This is a genomic window from Nocardioides xinjiangensis (genome assembly GCF_017916455.1).
Taxonomy (GTDB): Bacteria; Actinomycetota; Actinomycetes; order Propionibacteriales; family Nocardioidaceae; genus Nocardioides; species Nocardioides xinjiangensis.
The window spans coordinates 234541-251661 of the sequence record NZ_JAFMSY010000002.1 but is presented as its reverse complement, the minus strand read 5'-3'; the positions used below and the strand labels follow the sequence as shown (position 1 = coordinate 251661).

Annotated in this window: 16 protein-coding genes and 1 pseudogene; 13 read left to right on the top strand and 4 right to left on the bottom strand. The window is 73.7% G+C overall.

Annotated features, from left to right (window positions below; translation table 11 throughout):
- Positions 1-9: 9 nt before the first annotated feature.
- Positions 10-168 carry a hypothetical protein gene (locus J3P38_RS12170; protein ID WP_210503827.1) on the bottom strand — a complete coding sequence of 53 codons (159 nt, stop codon included), beginning with the start codon at positions 166-168 and terminating at the stop codon, positions 10-12.
- Between the two features lie 94 nt (positions 169-262).
- Between J3P38_RS12170 and J3P38_RS12165 the strand changes: the two genes are divergently transcribed.
- The 4 genes from J3P38_RS12165 to J3P38_RS12150 are packed head-to-tail and all read left to right on the top strand — an operon-like array spanning position 263 to position 4598.
- Positions 263-1213 (top strand): GlxA family transcriptional regulator, encoded by a 951-nt coding sequence (locus tag J3P38_RS12165; RefSeq protein WP_210503826.1) that lies wholly within the window; start codon positions 263-265, stop codon positions 1211-1213.
- 50 nt (positions 1214-1263) lie between these two features.
- Complete coding sequence (locus tag J3P38_RS12160; RefSeq protein WP_210503825.1) at positions 1264-2562, top strand: aminotransferase class I/II-fold pyridoxal phosphate-dependent enzyme; 1299 nt, start codon at positions 1264-1266, stop codon at positions 2560-2562.
- A 55-nt stretch (positions 2563-2617) separates the two neighbouring features.
- Positions 2618-3223: a dephospho-CoA kinase gene (gene coaE / locus J3P38_RS12155; protein ID WP_210503824.1), complete on the top strand. Its 606-nt coding sequence runs from the start codon at positions 2618-2620 to the stop codon at positions 3221-3223.
- A gap of 40 nt (positions 3224-3263) precedes the next feature.
- Positions 3264-4598 carry a glycoside hydrolase family 3 N-terminal domain-containing protein gene (locus J3P38_RS12150; RefSeq protein WP_210503823.1) on the top strand — a complete coding sequence of 445 codons (1335 nt, stop codon included), beginning with the start codon at positions 3264-3266 and terminating at the stop codon, positions 4596-4598.
- A gap of 4 nt (positions 4599-4602) precedes the next feature.
- Here the strand turns inward: J3P38_RS12150 and J3P38_RS12145 are convergent, their stop codons facing one another.
- Positions 4603-5565, bottom strand: coding sequence for a sigma-70 family RNA polymerase sigma factor (locus J3P38_RS12145; protein WP_210441096.1), 963 nt, complete (start codon positions 5563-5565; stop codon positions 4603-4605).
- Between the two features lie 181 nt (positions 5566-5746).
- Between J3P38_RS12145 and J3P38_RS18530 the strand changes: the two are divergent.
- From J3P38_RS18530 to J3P38_RS12130, 3 genes and pseudogenes are all read left to right on the top strand, one after another.
- A pseudogene (locus tag J3P38_RS18530) lies at positions 5747-6497 on the top strand (LamB/YcsF family protein).
- Complete coding sequence (locus tag J3P38_RS18525; protein ID WP_374222614.1) at positions 6485-7087, top strand: 5-oxoprolinase subunit B family protein; 603 nt, start codon at positions 6485-6487, stop codon at positions 7085-7087. Before J3P38_RS18530 ends, J3P38_RS18525 begins: the two are co-directional and overlap by 13 nt.
- Positions 7084-7944 carry a 5-oxoprolinase subunit C family protein gene (locus J3P38_RS12130; RefSeq protein ID WP_210503821.1) on the top strand — a complete coding sequence of 287 codons (861 nt, stop codon included), beginning with the start codon at positions 7084-7086 and terminating at the stop codon, positions 7942-7944. Before J3P38_RS18525 ends, J3P38_RS12130 begins: the two co-directional genes overlap by 4 nt.
- A 21-nt stretch (positions 7945-7965) precedes the next feature.
- Here the strand turns inward: J3P38_RS12130 and J3P38_RS12125 are convergent, their stop codons facing one another.
- Positions 7966-9267, bottom strand: a complete 1302-nt coding sequence (locus tag J3P38_RS12125; protein ID WP_210441087.1) for a DNA polymerase IV — start codon at positions 9265-9267, stop codon at positions 7966-7968.
- A 179-nt stretch (positions 9268-9446) separates the two neighbouring features.
- On the opposite strand from J3P38_RS12125, the gene J3P38_RS12120 reads away from it, so the two are divergent.
- Positions 9447-10454 (top strand): DUF4192 domain-containing protein, encoded by a 1008-nt coding sequence (locus J3P38_RS12120; RefSeq protein WP_210503820.1) that lies wholly within the window; start codon positions 9447-9449, stop codon positions 10452-10454.
- Between the two features lie 60 nt (positions 10455-10514).
- Positions 10515-11978, top strand: coding sequence for a glutamate-cysteine ligase family protein (locus J3P38_RS12115; protein WP_210503819.1), 1464 nt, complete (start codon positions 10515-10517; stop codon positions 11976-11978).
- 21 nt (positions 11979-11999) lie between these two features.
- On the opposite strand, the gene J3P38_RS12110 is transcribed toward J3P38_RS12115, so the two are convergent.
- Positions 12000-12446 carry a hypothetical protein gene (locus J3P38_RS12110; RefSeq protein WP_307807885.1) on the bottom strand — a complete coding sequence of 149 codons (447 nt, stop codon included), beginning with the start codon at positions 12444-12446 and terminating at the stop codon, positions 12000-12002.
- Between the two features lie 127 nt (positions 12447-12573).
- Here J3P38_RS12110 and J3P38_RS12105 point away from each other — a divergent pair, with 127 nt between their 5' ends.
- The 4 genes from J3P38_RS12105 to J3P38_RS12090 all read left to right on the top strand — a co-directional run bounded on the left by J3P38_RS12105 (position 12574) and on the right by J3P38_RS12090 (position 17041).
- Positions 12574-12975 (top strand): universal stress protein, encoded by a 402-nt coding sequence (locus J3P38_RS12105; RefSeq protein WP_210441081.1) that lies wholly within the window; start codon positions 12574-12576, stop codon positions 12973-12975.
- 126 nt (positions 12976-13101) lie between these two features.
- A complete protein-coding gene (locus J3P38_RS12100) occupies positions 13102-13668 on the top strand; it encodes an HhH-GPD-type base excision DNA repair protein (protein ID WP_210503818.1) in 567 nt (188 codons plus the stop codon).
- Positions 13669-13815: 147 nt separating this feature from the next.
- Positions 13816-15327, top strand: a complete 1512-nt coding sequence (locus tag J3P38_RS12095; RefSeq protein WP_307807884.1) for an RNA polymerase sigma factor — start codon at positions 13816-13818, stop codon at positions 15325-15327.
- A 139-nt stretch (positions 15328-15466) separates the two neighbouring features.
- Positions 15467-17041, top strand: coding sequence for an SLC13 family permease (locus J3P38_RS12090; protein ID WP_210503817.1), 1575 nt, complete (start codon positions 15467-15469; stop codon positions 17039-17041).
- Positions 17042-17121: the final 80 nt, after the last annotated feature.

Here is a 17121-nt window from a genome sequence, read left to right as displayed (position 1 = left end):
GCCGTCGGGTCACGCGCGCGGGACCAGGTGCAGCCGGTCCTCGACGGGACCGAGGTCGTCACGGAGGTGGACGACGGAGGAGGGGCCGGCGAACCGGTCGTGACGGGCGTACCCGACCAGCACCGCGATGCCCGCGGCGAGGACGAGGAGGAGCAGGATGGTGGTCATGGCAGCAATCATTCGCTCAGACACTTCCTGCCACCAGTGGCAGGAATGACACGGTGAGTTGATTTACTGCCACGCGTCGTGCACGCTGTCGTCCATGAAGAAGGTCGCGGTCGTCGTCCAGGAACGTCCCGAGCCCTTCGGCCTCGGCGCCCTCTGCGAGGTGTGGGCCGAGCCCTACCACCCTGAGGACGACAATCCCGTCTTCGACTTCACCGTCGTGACGCCGCGACCGGGCCGGCTGCGCACGCGCGCGGGCTTCGACCTCCACGTCGAGCACGGGCTCGACGCGGCGGTCGACGCCGACCTCATCTGCCTGGCGCCGAAGAGCGACCACCGCGGCACCTCCCCGGAGGTCTCGGAGCTGCTGCGCACCGCCCACGCGCGCGGCGCGATGCTCTTCGCGCACTGCTCCGCGACGTTCATGCTCGGGGAGGCCGGGCTGCTGGACGGACGCCGTTGCACCACCCACTGGAGGTACGCCGCCGAGCTCGCCGCACGCTACCCGGAGGCGGTCGTGGACCCCGACGTGCTCTACGTCCAGGACGGCTCGATCGTCACGGGCGCCGGATCGGCGGCGGCCCTCGACGCGGCGCTCCACGTGATGCGCCAGCAGTTCGGCGCCAAGGTCGCCGCGACCACCGCCCGCAGGATGGTCGTGCCGCCGCACCGCGACGGCGGCCAGGCGCAGTTCATCGCCCGGGCCGTCCCGGTGTGCGAGTCGGAGGCGCTGGCGCCGCTGCTGGCCTGGATCAGCGCGAACCTCGGCGAGGAGCTCGACGTCGGGACGCTCGCGAAGCAGGTGCACATGTCGGCGCGCACCTTCGCCCGCCGCTTCAAGGAGGAGACCGGCACCACGCCCTACAGCTGGATCCTCGGTGAGCGGGTGCGCGCGGCCCAGGAGCTGCTGGAGCAGACCGACCACTCCATCGACTGGGTGGCCGCCGAGGTCGGCTTCGGCAACGCGGCCACGCTGCGCCACCACTTCGGCCGCTCGCGCGGGGTCAGCCCGCAGGAGTACCGCCGCACCTTCCGCACCCCTGCCTGAGGACCGGACGGGCGGCGGCCGGGGCGCCGGTCCTCGGTAGCCTTCAGGGCGTGAACGCGACTGCGCTGGCCGACCTGTCCGCCGACGACCTCGCCGCCCTGCTGCAGGAGCAGCGCGCGGCCTACGAGGACCTCACGTCGGCCGGGCTGAAGCTCGACCTCACGCGCGGCAAGCCGTCCGCGCAGCAGCTGGACCTCGCCGACGCGCTGCTGCGCCTGCCGACGACCACGAAGGACTCCCGCGGCGTGGACGTCCGCAACTACGGCGGACTGGAGGGGCTGGCCGACCTCCGCGAGATGTTCGCAGAGCTGCTGTGGGTGGAGCCCGACCAGCTGGTGGCTGGCGGCAACTCCAGCCTGTCGATCATGCGCGAGTGCCTGGTCTGGATGGTGCTGTTCGGTGCCGTCGACTCCGAGCGGCCGTGGGGCCAGGAGGAGAAGGTCCGGTTCGTGTGCCCGGTCCCGGGCTACGACCGGCACTTCACGCTGCTGGAGAGCCTCGGCATCGAGATGGTGACCGTGCCGATGAACGACGACGGCCCCGACGCCGACGCCGTGGCCGCGCTCGTCGCCGACGACCCGTCGGTCAAGGGGATGTGGGTCGTGCCGACGTACGCCAACCCGACGGGCGCGGTCTGCAGCCAGGACGTCGCCGCGCGGCTCGCCGCGATGCCGACGGCCGCACCGGACTTCAAGATCTTCTGGGACAACGCCTACGCGCTGCACCACCTCACCGAGGACGAGGCCAAGAGCGCCGACATCCTCACGCTGGCCTCGGCCGCGGGCCACCCGGACCGCCCCGTGATGTTCGCCTCGACGTCGAAGATCACCTACGCCGGCGCCGGCGTCGCGTTCCTGGCCGCCTCGACGGCGAACGTCGGCTGGTACCTCGGGCACCTCGGCAACGGGTCGATCGGCCCCGACAAGGTCAACCACCTGCGCCACGTCGAGTTCTTCGGCTCGCCCCAGGGCGTGCGCGACCACATGGTCAAGCACCGCGAGATCATCGCGCCGAAGTTCGCCGAGGTCGACCGGGTGCTGACCGAGCGGCTCGGCGGGCGGGGGGTCGCGACGTGGAACACGCCGACGGGCGGCTACTTCGTCAACCTCGACGTCGTCCCCGGCACCGCGAGCCGGGTCGTGGAGCTCGCGAAGGCGGCCGGTGTCGCGCTGACCCCGGCCGGGTCGTCGTTCCCCTACAAGCGCGACCCCGAGGACACCAACATCCGGCTGGCCCCCACGATGCCGCCGGTCGCCGAGGTCACCGCCGCCATGGAGGCCGTGGCGACCTGCGTGCTGCTGGCCGCCGCCGAGAAGGCCGTCGCGCAGGCGCCCGGCCGGCAGGCCTGAGCGCCCGCGGCGTCGTACGCTCGACCGTCGTGACCGTCGTCGCGGAGGAGGACCAGTGACCGTCCGGGTCGGACTCACCGGAGGCATCGCCTCGGGCAAGAGCACGGTGTCCGCGATCCTCGCGGGCCTGGGCGCCGTCGTCGTCGACGCCGACGTGATCGCCCGGGAGGTCGTCGCGCGCGGCACGCCGGGCCTCGCAGCCGTGGTCGAGGAGTTCGGTCCCGACCTCCTGACCCCCGACGGCGAGCTCGACCGGCCCGCCATGGGCGCCCTGGTCTTCGCCGACCCGGCGGCACGCAGGCGACTGGAGTCCATCGTCCATCCCCTCGTCCACCGGCGCAGCGCCGAGCTGGAGGCGGCGGCCGACCCGGGAGCGGTGGTGGTGCACGACATCCCGCTGCTGGCCGAGGTGGGCCGGGCGGGGCAGTTCGACGCCGTCGTCGTGGTGGACGCACCGACGGAGGTGCAGGTGTCGCGGATGGTCGAGGACCGCGGCTGGACGCGCGAGGAGGCCGAGGCGCGGATCGCCGCCCAGGCCTCCCGGGAGGACCGGCTGTCGATCGCGACGCACGTCGTCGTCAACGCCGGGACCCTCGACGACCTGCGTCGGCGCATCGAGGAGGTCTACGCCGAGCTCTCCGCGCGCGCCGGGGCCGCCTGACGTTTCCCGGTCCCGGGGGTCTGGCCGGTAGCCTCCGGGCGTGCTCCAGATCCGACCCCGTCTCGCCGCGGTCGCCGCAGGGGTCCTGCTCGTGAGCGGCTGCGCCGGCCTCGGCGCCTCCGACGACCGGCCGTCGTCCACCGACCCGTCCGCCGGGTCGGGGTCCTCGTCGCCGGCGACCTCGTCGTCACCGGCCGACCCCGGGGCGTCCGAGCCGACCGAGGAGGTCGACCCGGACACGCCGACCTCCTGGGGGCCGACCGTGGGCGAGCTGGAGGACGCCCGCGAGCTGGTGAGCACGTGGACCTCCGAGCAGCTGGCCGGAGGGGTGATCGTGGGCCGCTTCCACGGCACGGACCCACAGGAGCCGGCGCGGATGGTGCGCGAGCTGCACCTCGCCGGCGTCTCGGTCACCGGCGACAACGTGGTGGACCGGGCCCAGGTGCTCGCGATGACCGGCGCGGTGGCGCGCGCCGCCGCCGCCGACGGTCGCGACTTCCCGCCCGTCGTGGGCGTCGACCAGGAGGGCGGCTACGTCTCGCACCTGCGAGGCATCGCCACGGAGTTCCCCCACTTCCAGTCCGCCGGCCTCGCGGTCCAGGCCGACGCGCGGCTCGGCCGACGGGTCACCCGGGCCGCCGCGGAGACCACGGGCCTCGAGCTGCGCAGCCTCGGCTTCACATGGGTGTTCGCGCCCGTCGCCGACGTCACCATCGGCGCCGCCGATCCCACGATTGGCGCGCGGTCGCCCTCCACCGATCCGTCGGTCGCGGCCCAGGCCGTCGGCGCGGCCGTCAAGGGGTACGACGACGCCGGCATCGTCTCCACCGTCAAGCACTTCCCCGGCCACGGCACCGCGACGGCCGACAGCCACGACACCCTCCCCGTCGTCGACTCCTCGCTCGCGGAGATCGAGGCGCACGACCTGCCGCCCTTCGCGGCCGCGGTCCGGCACGCCGCTCCCGCGGTGATGCTGAGCCACCTCGACCTCACCGCCATCGCTCCGGGCGTCCCGGCCAGCATGGCGCCCGAGGTCTACGACCTCCTGCGCGACGACCTCGGCTTCGAGGGCGTCACCATCACCGACTCCCTCGGCATGGGCGCCGTCGGCGGGCGCCCCACGCCGGCGCTGCAGGCGCTCGAGGCGGGGGCCGACCTGCTGCTCATGCCCGTCGACACCGCGACCACCCACCGGATCGTCGTCGAGGCGCTGCAGTCCGGCGACATCTCGCGCGAGCGCGTCGAGGAGGCCGCCGCACGGGTCGTGGCCGTCCAGGAGTGGCAGGCCCGGGTGGCAGCACGACGGCCTGTGCCCGCCGACGTCGTCGAGCGGGCACAGGCCGCGAGCGCGAACCTGGAGTCCGCGGCGTACTGAGGGGTCAGGCAGCCAGGTCCGGGTCGCCGGCCCGGCGCAGCTTCTGCAGCGCCTCGCGCTCGAGCTGGCGGACCCGCTCGGCGGAGATGCCGTGCCGGGCGCCGATGTCGGCGAGCTTGTGCTGCCGGCCGTCGGCGAGGCCGTACCGGGCCCGGACGATGTCGGCGGAGCGCTCGTCGAGGATGCCGACCAGGTCGTCGAGACGCTGCCTGGCCTCGGCGTCGAGGACGTTGAGGTCGGGCCCCGGCGCGGTCTCCTGCGCCATCAGGTCACCGAGCGAGGTGTCGCCGTCCTCGTCGACGGGGGTGTCCAGCGACACGTGGTCGCGACCCCAGCTCATGAGGTCCAGCACGCGGTCGAGCTCCATGCCGAGCTCGGCGGCGATCTCCTCCGGCTCCGGGTCGCGGCCGAGCTGGCGCTCGAGCGTGCGGCGGGCGCTGCCCACCTGGTTGAGCTCCTCGACGACGTGCACCGGGAGGCGCACGACGCGCGCCTGCTGGGCGATGCCGCGGGTGATCGCCTGACGGACCCACCAGGTCGCGTAGGTCGAGAACTTGTAGCCCTTGGTGTAGTCGAACTTCTCGACCGCGCGGATCAGGCCGGTGTTGCCCTCCTGGATCAGGTCGAGCATCGGCATCTGCGAGCGGCCGTACTTGCGGGCGATGGAGACCACGAGGCGCAGGTTGGCCTCGATGAAGCGGTCGACGGCGAGGCGTCCCTGCTCGGCGAGCCACTCGAGCTCCGCCTCGGTCGCGCTCATCGGGGCGCCGCCCTGGCGGCGCCCGACACGTCCGGTGTCGAGCAGGTGCTGGGCCAGCAGGCCCGCCTCGATGGTCTTCGAGAGCTCCACCTCGGTCTCGGCGTCGAGCAGCGGCGTCCGGGCGATCTCGTCCAGGTAGAGACCGACGCTGTCGCGTCCCTCGATCTCACGCGTCGTGGTGGTGCGCTTGGCCTGTGCGGTGCTCATGTCGTCCTCCTGCTCCTGTGCGACCAGCCCTTGTCGCACGTCTGTTCCAACGCCTGTGTCCGCTGCGGGATTCCCCATCGGATTGGTGCCTTCACCTGCCATGACGAGCCAGTACCCCGCCGAGTTGCAGGAACGCCGAACTCTCAGGGACTTCTCAGGGGTTCCCCGGGAGACTGGGTCCATGCGGAGCGGGCGCGACCGATCGGTGGACCTCAACGCCGACCTCGGTGAGGAGGTCACCGACGATGCCGGCCTGCTCGCCGTCGTCACGAGCGCCAACGTGGCGTGCGGCTTCCACGCCGGCACCCCGGAGACGATGCGCACGGTGTGCGCGGGCGCTGTGGCGAGCGGGGTGACGGTCGGCGCGCAGGTCTCCTACGACGACCGGGAGAACTTCGGCCGCGTGGCGCGCGACGTGCCGCCTGCGGTGCTGCGTGAGCAGGTCGCGGAGCAGGTCGGCGTCCTGTCCGCCGTCGCCGCCTCGGAGGGCGGGGGAGTGGCCTACCTCAAGCCGCACGGCGCGCTCTACCACCGGGTCGCGGTCGACGGGCTCCAGGCGAGCGCCGTGCTGGACGGGTCGGGCGACCTGCCGGTGCTGGGCATGCCGGGCTCGCTGCTGCTCTCGCTGGCAGGCGAGCGCGGCCGCGGGGTCCGGCTCGAGGGCTTTCCCGACCGCGGCTACACCCCGGAGGGCGGGCTGCTGCCGCGGGACCGGCCGGGAGCGCTGGTCACCGACCCCGACGAGGTGGCCCGGCGAAGCGGTGGGGCTCGCGGCGCAGGTGCACTCGGTGTGCGTGCACGGCGACTCTCCCGGCGCGGTCACCACCGCCGGGGCCGTACGCCGCGCGCTGGAGGCCGCCGGCCTGCACGTGCGGAGCTGCTGGTCGGCCCCTGCCCCGGACGCCCGAGCGGAGGGACGGTGGGTCCCGTGAGGGTCGTCCCCGTCGGCCCTCGCGCGTGCCTCGTGGAGGTCGAGGACGCGGCCGCCGCGGCGTCGCTGGCCGCGTGGGCCCGGGACTCCGGGGTGCGCGCCGACGACATCGTCCCCGCGGCGACCACCGTCCTCTTCGACGGCGTGGACCCCGCGCTGGTCCGGGCGGCGCTGCCGGACCGGCCCATCGCCGCCGCCGGCAGGTCCGGCCCCCTCGTGCGGGTGCCGGTGACGTACTCAGGGCCCGACCTCGAGGCGGTCGCCGGCCACTGGGGCTGCTCGGTGGAGGAGGTCGTCGCCGTCCACACGTCCGTGGAGTTCGTCGCGCTCTTCTGCGGGTTCGCGCCGGGCTTCTCCTACCTCGGCGGCCTGCCCGCGGACCGGGCCGTCCCGCGCCTGGAGTCGCCGCGCTCGCGCGTGCCGGCCGGAGCGGTCGGCCTCGCCGACACGTGGTGCGGCGTCTACCCGACGGCCTCGCCCGGCGGCTGGCTCCTGCTCGGCACCACCCACGCCGTCCTGTGGGACGCCGCGCGGGAGCAGCCCGCCCTCCTGGCGCCGGGGACCCGGGTGCGGTTCGAGGACGCCGGGTGAGCGGTGGCGGGCGGCCCGGCGTCGAGGTCGTCGACCCCGGACCCCTGTCCACCCTGCAGGACCTCGGCCGCCACGGGTGGGCCCACCTCGGGGTGCCCCGCGCCGGCGCCCTGGACCGCGGTGCCGCCGCGCTGGCCCGCCGGCTCGTCGGCGGGGCCCCGGACGACGCCGTCGTCGAGACGACTCTGGGCGGGATCGTGCTGCGGCCACGCCGGGCGGTGACCGTCGCCGTGACCGGCGCGGCGTGCGACGTGGTGGTCGACCGCCGCCACGTCGCGCACGGCATGCCCGTCACGGTGCCCGCCGGAGCGCTGCTCACCGTCGGTCGGGCCATCACGGGGGTCCGGTCCTACGTCGCCTTCGCGGGCGGCCTCGACGTGGACCCCGTGCTGGGCTCCCGCTCCACGGACACGCTCGCGGGGGTCGGTCCGCCGCGGCTGTCCGCGGGCGACCTGCTGGCCCTGGGTGCGCCCGGTGCGCTGCCCGAGCCGCCGCCAGCGCCGGTCGTGCGGCCCCGCGCGCCTGTGCTCCGCCTGGTGCCCGGCCCCCGTGCGGACTGGCTCGGCCGCGGCGCGTGGGCCGCCCTCGACGGGGCGGCGTACGTCGTCGCCCCCGACAGCGACCGGGTGGGCCTGCGCCTCAGCGGCCCGCGGGTGGAGCGCCGGGGCGGCGAGCTGCCCAGCGAGGGGATCGTGCTGGGCGCCGTGCAGCTGCCGCCGTCGGGCCAGCCGGTGGTGTTCCTCGCCGACCACCCCACCACGGGCGGCTATCCCGTCGTCGCACTCGTCGAGGACGACGACCTCGACCTGTGCGCGCAGCTGCGGCCGGGGAACCGGGTCACCCTGCGGACGCGCTGATCCGGCCCGTCGGCGCGGCGGTCAGTCGTCCGCGGGCGGCTCGAAGCGGTGCAGCGCGGGGTCGTCGGTCCGGAAGCTGCGCACCGGGCCGGGCGGGGTCTCCGCGGTCTCGAAGCGCACGGTCACCACGCCGGCACCCGAGCCCCACACCCACCCCGGGCCCATCTCGTCGTGGACCACGTCGGCGCCCGGGGGCCAGGTGCGCCGCGGCGGCTCCGGCAGCACGACCTCGTGCTCCTCGTCCTCCTCGGCCTCGCCGAAGAGGTCCTCCTGCACCCAGTCGGCCAGCCCCGAGACGCCGACGCCGAGCAGGCGGACGCCGCCCGTCGTGTCGAGGTCGGCCAGCAGCGACCGCGCGACCCGCCCGATCGTGCCGCCGTCGTCGGTCGGGCTGGAGAGCGTGCTGGACCGGCTCAGCGTCGTGAAGTCGTGCAGCCGCACCTTGATCGTCACCGTGCGTCCCGAGATGCCGTTCTTGCGCATGCGGGTGCCGACCTCCCGCGCCTGCCGGGTGAGCAGGCCCTCCATCAGCCGGCGGTCCGTGAGGTCGGAGTCGTAGGTCCCCTCCACGCTGATCGACTTGGCCTCCCGCTCGGCCACGACGGGTCGGGCGTCCTGTGCGCGCGCCAGCTGCCACAGCCCCTGGCCGTGCGCCTGCCCCAGCAGCCGCACGAGCTCCTCCTCGCTGGTGCGCTCGAGGTCGGCGATGGTGTGGATGCCGGCGCGGCGCAGGCGCTCGGCGGTCGCCGGGCCGACGCCGGGGATGACGTGGACGGTCATGGGCCGGAGCAGCTCGAGCTCGGTGCCGGGCGCGACGACCGTCATCCCGTCGGGCTTGTCGAGCTCGCTGGCCACCTTGGCGAGGAACTTCGACGACGCGATGCCGACCGTCGCGGTCAGGCCGCCCGTCACCTCGTGCACGCGCTCACGCAGCCGCTCGCCCACCGCGGTGACCGTCGCCACCTCGAGGTCGGGCAGCCCGGCGGCGGCGAGGTCGACGAAGGCCTCGTCGAGCGACAGCGGCTCGACGAGGGGGGACAGGTCGCGCAGCACCTCCATGACCCGCTTGCTGGTGTCGCGGTAGGCGTGGAACCGGCCGCTCAGGAACGCCGCGTGCGGGCACCGCGCCCGTGCCTCGCGGGTCGACATCGCCGACCCGACGCCGTACCGGCGTGCCTCGTACGACGCCGTGGACACCACGCCGCGCCCGCCCGTGCCGCCGACGATGACCGGCTTGCCGCGCAGCGACGGCTTGTCGCGCTGCTCGACGGCGGCGAAGAAGGCGTCCAGGTCGAGGTGCAGGATCGAGGCGGTGCTGCGCATCAGCCGGAAACTCCGGCGGCGGCGTGCAGCGTCACGGGGCCATTCTCGCTCACCGCCTCCGCCGACCGGCCGCAGCGGCTCGCCACCAACCGTCCACAGACGACCAGCGACGGGGGTTCTCCACAGCCCCGCCGCGGCCGGGGCGTCGCGCGTGGGTGGTCGCGGGGACCGTCGGCGGCATGGAACCCACCGAGCACTCCTCCGTCCCCGATCCCGCCCGCGCCCCGCGTCCCGCCGGCCCGGCCACCACGAGGCTGCGTGCGCGCACCCCCGACGACATCGCGGCCTTCGTGCCGCTGGCCCTGGGCTTCGTCCCGTCGCGCTCCCTCGTCATGCTCAGCGTCGGCTCGCCCGGCGGCATGCACGCCCGCGTCGACCTGCCCGACGACCCCGACGACGTCGACGACGCGGTCGAGGCGCTGGTGCGTGCCGCGCGGCACAACGGCGTCCGCGACGTCGTGGTCGTGGTCTACGACGACGACACCACGGTCGCCGAGGAGGCGGCCTGGGCGGTCCACGCGGAGCTCGGCGGCGCCGGCATCGCCGTGCGCGAGGTGCTGCGGGTCCACGACGACCACTGGTACGCCGTGCTCCCGGGCGCTCCGCTCGCCGCCTACCGGGGTGTGCCGTTCACCCTGGCCGAGCACCCCTTCACCGCGCAGGGGATCTACGACGGCCGGGTCACCCACGCCAGTCGCGACGCGCTTCGCGCCACGATCGCACCCGATCCGGAGGCGGTGCGCCGCACGCAGCGCGACCTCGACCGGGCGTCGGCGCTGCCGCCCGGCGCGCTGACCTCGCTGGTGCGGCGCCACGTCGACCTCGGCACCACGTTCTCCGCCGCCGAGCTGGCCGCGGTCGCCGCCACCGTCCCCTCCGGCGCCCGGCGCGACGAGGCGTGGGTGTGGCTCGACCGCGGGCAGGCGCGACGGGCGGTCGACCTCTGGTCCGACGCCGTGCGCCGGCTCCCCGCCTCGCACGTCGCGGGCCCGGCGTCGGTCCTGGCGTTCGCCGCCTGGCTCGTCGGCGACGGCGCGCTGGCCTGGTGCGCGGTGGACCGCTGCCACGAGGCCGAGCCGCGCCACTCGCTCGCCGAGCTCGTGGCACGGCTGCTCGAGTCCGCGACGTCGCCCGACACGTGGGAGGAGCTGCGGCCGCAGCTCGCCAGCGGCGACCCGGCCGCGTGAGGGGCGCGACCAGCCCTCCGGACGGTTTTCGCGGCGCCGCGCCGTGACTAGGGTGCGGGCATGGGAGAAGAGGTCGAGCAGCAGGAGTTCAACCGGGCCGACCGGACGCGGCACCGGGAGAAGGTGCGGCGCAACCTCGACGTCTTCGCCCGGATGCTCCGCGACTCCCGGTTCGACACCGACGACCCGATGACCGGGCTCGAGATGGAGCTCAACCTCATCGACGAGGCGGGCGACCCGGCCCTGAAGAACGCCGAGGTCCTCGAGGCCATCGCCGACCCCGACTTCCAGACCGAGCTCGGCCAGTTCAACATCGAGATCAACGTCGCTCCGGCCAGGCTCCGCGAGGGCGGCCTGACCACCTTCGAGGAGAGCCTGCGCCGCTCGCTCAACGACGCGGAGGAGAAGGCCGCCGCGGTCGGCGCCCACCAGGTGATGATCGGCATCCTGCCGACCCTCGCCGAGGGGCACATGACCCTCGAGTCGCTGAGCGCCAACCCCCGCTACAAGCTGCTCTCCGAGCAGATCCTCGCCGCCCGAGGCGAGGACATCACCATCAGCATCACGGGGCGTGAGCGGCTCACGACGACCGCGGACTCGATCGTCCCCGAGGCGGCCTGCACCAGCACGCAGTTCCACGTGCAGACCTCGCCCGACCAGTTCGCCGCCTACTGGAACGCCGCCCAGGCGATCGCCGGAGTCCAGCTGGCCGTCTCGGCCAACTCGCCCTACCTGCTGGGCAAGGAGCTGTGGCGCGAGACCCGGATCCCGCTGTTCGAGCAGGCCACCGACACCCGCAGCGAGGAGCTGAAGGCGCAGGGCGTGCGGCCGCGGGTGTGGTTCGGCGAGCGGTGGATCACCTCGGTGTTCGACCTGTTCGAGGAGAACGTCCGATACTTCCCGGCCCTGCTCCCGGTGACGGAGGAGGAGGATCCGCTCGAGGTGCTCGAGTCCGGCGGCACGCCCGCCCTCCACGAGCTCAAGCTGCACAACGGCACGATCTACCGGTGGAACCGTCCGGTCTACGACATCGCCGACGGCATGCCGCACCTGCGCGTGGAGAACCGGCTGCTGGCCGCCGGCCCGACGGTCGCCGACACCATCGCCAACGCCGCACTGTGGTTCGGTCTGGTCCGCTACCTCGCCGAGAGCGAGCGGCCGCTGTGGTCGCAGATGTCGTTCTCGGCCGCGGAGGAGAACTTCCACGTGGCCGCACAGATGGGCGTCGACGCCCAGGTCTACTGGCCGGGGCTGGGCCAGGTGCGCGCCACCGAGCTGGTCCTGCGGCGGCTGCTGCCGATGGCACAGGCGGGGCTCGACGCGTGGGGCGTGCCCTCCGAGGAGAGCGCGCGCTACCTCGGCATCATCGAGCAGCGCTGCCTGCAGGAGACGAGCGGCGCCGCGTGGTTCGTGCGCAGGGTGCACGAGCGCGGGGGAGCCGACCGCTACGCCGCGCTGCGCGCCACCCTGCTCGACTACCGCGAGCGGATGCACAGCAACGAGCCGGTGCACGCCTGGGACTGACCCCGACGGGCCGCCTCGCCCTCACCGGGTGGTCGGGGGTGGTCGCAGCCGCCGCCACTCCCGGCGCACGTCGCTGACCGGGTCGAACCAGCCCCGCCGCGTGACGACGACGAGTCCCACGTCGAGTCCGAGCGCCCGGCCGGCCCACGCCGCCGGCCCCACCCAGCGCAGGTCCACGTCGTGCGGGCTCAGCTCCCCGGGACGGGTCAGCCACAGCAGCGGACGAGGCGTGAGCGTGGCGGCGCCGCGCAGCAGGGCGAGAGCCAAGTCGGCCCGCAGCCCTGCGCCCGAAGGCGGGTCGTCGACGTGGCGCAGGCAGCGGCCGGGCGCACCCGCGTGCACGGCGGTGGGGAACCGGCGCCGCCGCTCGGCGGCCACCAGCTCCACGACGGCCGCGCGCAGCACCACGTGGGTGTGCCGGTCGACGGGCGCCTGCAGCGTGGGCAGCGGCGGGGGCGGGACGGCCACCGCCCCAGAGTGCCTCACCCCATGGGGTCCCGCGCGTGTCTCCACAGGCTGCCCAAGGCGGTCGCTTTCCGTTACGGTGCCAGCAGGCCAGCGGCGAAGCGCCCGCGGCCCCCCGAGAGGAGACACCATGGGCACCGTCGTCGTCGGATACGTCCCCAAGCCAGAGGGCGAAGCCGCCCTCGCCGCCGGCATCAACGAGGCGAAGCTGCGCGGCAGCAGGCTCGTGGTGGTGAACTCGCACCGGGGAGGCCAGGAGTTCGACGGGCCGGCCGCACGTGCCGCCGAGGACGACATCGCGGGCATCCAGGCGCGGCTCGACGAGGCCGGTGTCGAGCACGAGATCCGCCAGCTGGTGCGCGGGTTCGAGCCGGCCGAGGACCTCATCAGCATCGCCGAGGCCAACGGCGCCGAGCTCCTCGTCATCGGGCTGCGCCGCCGCTCGCCCGTCGGCAAGCTGATCCTCGGCAGCAACGCCCAGCGCGTCCTGCTCGACGCGCCCTGCCCGGTCCTGGCGGTCAAGGCCCAGTAGCCGGTCACGGGCCGGCGGGCCCCACGAGGCGGGCTCGGCAGTCGGCTCCTGTAGTCGGGCCCAGCAGTCGGGCCGCACCGCCCGCACGCGCGCCCCGGTGCCGCCGTGGTCGGGCAGGATGTGCCCATGGGCTTCCACATCACGGGCGACCCCGCCGCTGACAAGGTCCTCGACGACTCACCCTTCGCGCTGCTCGTGGGGATGATGCTCGACCAGCAGTACCCGATGGAGCACGCCTTCCGGGGCCCGGCGAAGGTGCTCGACCGCTTCGGCACGTTCGCTCCCGACGCCATCGCGGCGGCCGATCCCGCGGAGTTCGCGGCGATGGCCTCGACGCCACCGGCGATCCACCGGTTCCCGGGGTCGATGGCCGCGCGCCTGCAGGAGCTCGCCCGCATCGTGGAGGACACCTACGGCGGGGACGCCGCGCGGTTGTGGACCGAGGCCGCCGACGGCAAGGACCTGCTGAAGCGGGTGATGGCGCTGCCGGGGTTCGGCAAGCAGAAGGCGCAGATCTTCGTGGCGCTGCTGGCCAAGCAGCTCGACGTACGCCCCGAGGGCTGGGAGGCCGTGGTCGGCGACTACGCCCTCGAGGGCCACCGCTCCGTGGCCGACGTCGTCGACCCCGACTCGCTGCAGAAGGTGCGCGACTTCAAGAAGGCGAAGAAGGCCGCGGCCCGGACGGACGGCTGACGCCTCCGCGATCCGGGTCGACGCGACCGCCCAGGGAGCACCCGCTCCGGGGCCAGGTGTCGGGGCATGGGGATCGGCGTGGCAGAATGTCGGCGCGGCTCTTGACGTCACCGGGCCTCGCCGCGCCCCGAAGCTGTTTGACGAGAGGTGTTCGTGTCCTCACACGCACGCAAGTTGCTCCCCGCGGAGGTGCTGTCGCACCCCTCCATCGCCGCCTTGGTCGCCGGGGCCACCCCGGCCGGCACCGTGTCCCCCGAGGACGTACGTCGGGCCAGTGACGAGGCCGGAGTGGAGCCCAAGCACCTGAAGGCCCTGCTGGTGCACCTCAGCGGCCTCGGCATCACGGTGCAGGTCGACGCCGCGACCATGCGTGCGGTCGCGGCGACGAGCAAGCGCGCCGCCACGTCGTCGGCTGCGAAGAAGGCCCCGGCGAAGAAGGCGGCGGGCGGTGCCGAGGCGCCGGCCAAGAAGGCGCCGGCGAAGAAGGCCGCCGCGAAGAAGACCGCGGCCGCGCCGACCGCGGACGCGCCGGCCGGCCCGGCCGAGGACGCGCCGGTGGTGGACCTCGGCGACGTCGAGGCCCCGGTGATCGGCCCGGACGGCAAGAAGATCCTGCCGGACATCCCCGACGACCAGTTCGAGAAGGACGTCGCCGCCGACCCCACCATCAAGGAGGACGAGAAGCAGGCCTTCACGGTCTCCGCAGCCGACGAGACCGACGAGCCGGAGCAGCAGGTCATGGTGGCCGGCGCCACGGCCGACCCGGTCAAGGACTACCTGAAGCAGATCGGCAAGGTGCCGCTCCTCAACGCCGAGATGGAGGTCGAGCTCGCCAAGCGGATCGAGGCGGGGCTCTTCTCCGAGGAGAAGCTCGGCAAGGGCGGACGGCTCAGCCCGAAGATGCTCGAGGAGTACGAGTGGATCGCCGAGGACGGCCGCCGGGCCAAGAACCACCTCCTCGAGGCGAACCTGCGACTCGTCGTCTCGCTGGCCAAGCGCTACACCGGTCGCGGCATGCTGTTCCTCGACCTGATCCAGGAGGGCAACCTCGGCCTGATCCGCGCGGTCGAGAAGTTCGACTACACCAAGGGCTACAAGTTCTCGACCTACGCGACCTGGTGGATCCGTCAGGCCATCACGCGTGCGATGGCCGACCAGGCGCGCACCATCCGCATCCCGGTGCACATGGTCGAGGTCATCAACAAGCTGGCCCGCGTGCAGCGCCAGATGCTGCAGGACCTGGGCCGCGAGCCCACGCCCGAGGAGCTCGCCAAGGAGCTCGACATGACCCCCGAGAAGGTCATCGAGGTCCAGAAGTACGGCCGCGAGCCGATCTCGCTGCACACCCCGCTCGGCGAGGACGGCGACTCCGAGTTCGGTGACCTGATCGAGGACTCCGAGGCGATCGTCCCGGCGGACGCCGTGTCGTTCACGCTGCTGCAGGAGCAGCTCCACGCGGTGCTCGACACCCTGTCTGAGCGAGAGGCCGGCGTGGTGTCGATGCGGTTCGGCCTCACCGACGGCCAGCCCAAGACCCTCGACGAGATCGGCAAGGTCTACGGCGTGACCCGCGAGCGGATCCGCCAGATCGAGTCCAAGACGATGTCCAAGCTGCGCCACCCGAGCCGCTCGCAGGTGCTGCGCGACTACCTGGACTGAGCGTCCGACCGACGACAGCGGCGTGGTCCCTCCGGGGGTCACGCCGCTGTCGCGTCACCTGCCGGATCGCTCGAGGGGCTGGCCGGGGCGACAGCGGTCTCGCTAGGGTCGGCACCTCGCCGACCGGAGGAGACGCACGGTGTCCGAGCAGGCCCGCCCCGCCACGTACCGCACCTTCGACGAGGTCGAGGAGACCCTGAGCCCGGCGGAGCAGCGCTTCGAGCGCCTGCGCCGCACCTCCGGCCTGGTCGCCGGGCCGGTGGCCGCGGTCGTGGTCTACCTGCTGTGCTCGGGGCTCGACGAGCCGGCCCAGAAGCTGGCCGGCATCCTCAGCCTGGTCATCGTCTGGTGGATGACCGAGGCGATCCCGATCCCGATCACCGCGATGCTGGCCATGGCGCTGTGCGTCGCGCTCGGCGTGGCACCGGCCGAGGAGGTCTTCGCGCTCTTCGGGAACTCGACGATCTTCGTCTTCATCGGCGGGTTCGTCCTGGCCGAGGCGATGCGCAAGCACGGCCTCGACCGGCGCTTCGCCTACCGCGTGCTCAGCATCCCCGGCGTGGCCTCGTCGACCGTGCGCGTGGTCGTGGCGTTCGGCCTGATCAGCGCCTCGATCAGCGCCTTCGTGTCCAACACCGCCAGTGCCGCGATGCTCATGCCGATCGCCATGGGCATCATCGGCTTCCTGGCCGGCCGGGTGTCGGCCCAGTCCGACGAGGACGCCGACCCCGACGACGTCCGCCGGCTGCGCTTCTCCACCGCGCTGCTGCTGATGGTCGCGTACGGCGCCAGCGTGGGCGGGCTGCTCACGCCGGTCGGCAGCCCGCCCAACCTCATCGGTCGTGAGCTCATCACGCAGGAGACCGGCGAGGAGATCCCGTTCTTCACGTGGATGCTGCTGGCCTTCCCGGTCGTCGCGCTCATGTTCGTGGCGCTGTGCCTGGTGCTGCTGCGGCTCAACAGGCCGGAGACGAAGCGCATCGAGGGCGCCGAGGAGTTCATCCGGGAGCAGCGCAGCGAGCTCGGCCCCATGGGCCCGGGCGGTCGCAACACGCTCATCGCCTTCGCGGTCACGGTGACGCTGTGGATCTTCCCCGGCGCTGTCGCGCTGGTCACCGGGGGCGAGGGCGAGTTCTACGACACCGTCGCGGCGCACCTGCAGGAAGGGGCGGTGGCGATCCTGGGCGCCGCCCTGCTGTTCCTGCTGCCCATCGACTGGCCGCGGCGTCAGTTCACGATCACCTGGAACGACGCCGCCCGCATCGACTGGGGCACGATCGTGCTGTTCGGCTCGGGCATCGCCCTCGGCGGCCTGCTCGGCTCGACCGGGCTCGCCGCGACCATGGGCAGCGGGCTGAGCGACCTGCTGGGCGTCAGCTCGCTCGTCTCGATCACCATCCTGGCCACGGTCATCGCGGTGGTCATCAGCGAGACGACGAGCAACACGGCCAGCGTCGGGGTGGTGGCACCGATCGCCATCCAGCTCGCGCTCGCGGCCGACGTCAACCCGGCGATCCCCGCGCTCGCCGCGGTCTTCGGCGCGTCCTACGGCTTCATGCTGCCGGTCTCGACGCCGCCCAACGCGATCGTCTACGGCACCGGACTGGTCCCGATCACGCGGATGATGCGCTCGGGCATCGTCTTCGACGTCATCGGCATCGTGATCATCGTGGCCGGGGTGACCACCATGGCCAGCGTGCTCGGCATCGGCTGAGGCACCGGCTGAGCCGGGCGCGGGCCGGCGTCGCGCGCCTGCGCCCCACCCGGCGTCGACGATCTCACCTCGCGCGTCGG

Coding starts and splice junctions, on each gene's coding strand:
- J3P38_RS12170 (WP_210503827.1), bottom strand. CDS start 168: ATGACCACCATCCTGCTCCTCCTCGTCCTCGCCGCGGGCATCGCGGTG.
- J3P38_RS12165 (WP_210503826.1), top strand. CDS start 263: ATGAAGAAGGTCGCGGTCGTCGTCCAGGAACGTCCCGAGCCCTTCGGC.
- J3P38_RS12145 (WP_210441096.1), bottom strand. CDS start 5,565: ATGAGCACCGCACAGGCCAAGCGCACCACCACGACGCGTGAGATCGAG.
- J3P38_RS12125 (WP_210441087.1), bottom strand. CDS start 9,267: ATGCGCAGCACCGCCTCGATCCTGCACCTCGACCTGGACGCCTTCTTC.
- J3P38_RS12120 (WP_210503820.1), top strand. CDS start 9,447: ATGGAACCCACCGAGCACTCCTCCGTCCCCGATCCCGCCCGCGCCCCG.
- J3P38_RS12115 (WP_210503819.1), top strand. CDS start 10,515: ATGGGAGAAGAGGTCGAGCAGCAGGAGTTCAACCGGGCCGACCGGACG.
- J3P38_RS12105 (WP_210441081.1), top strand. CDS start 12,574: ATGGGCACCGTCGTCGTCGGATACGTCCCCAAGCCAGAGGGCGAAGCC.
- J3P38_RS12100 (WP_210503818.1), top strand. CDS start 13,102: ATGGGCTTCCACATCACGGGCGACCCCGCCGCTGACAAGGTCCTCGAC.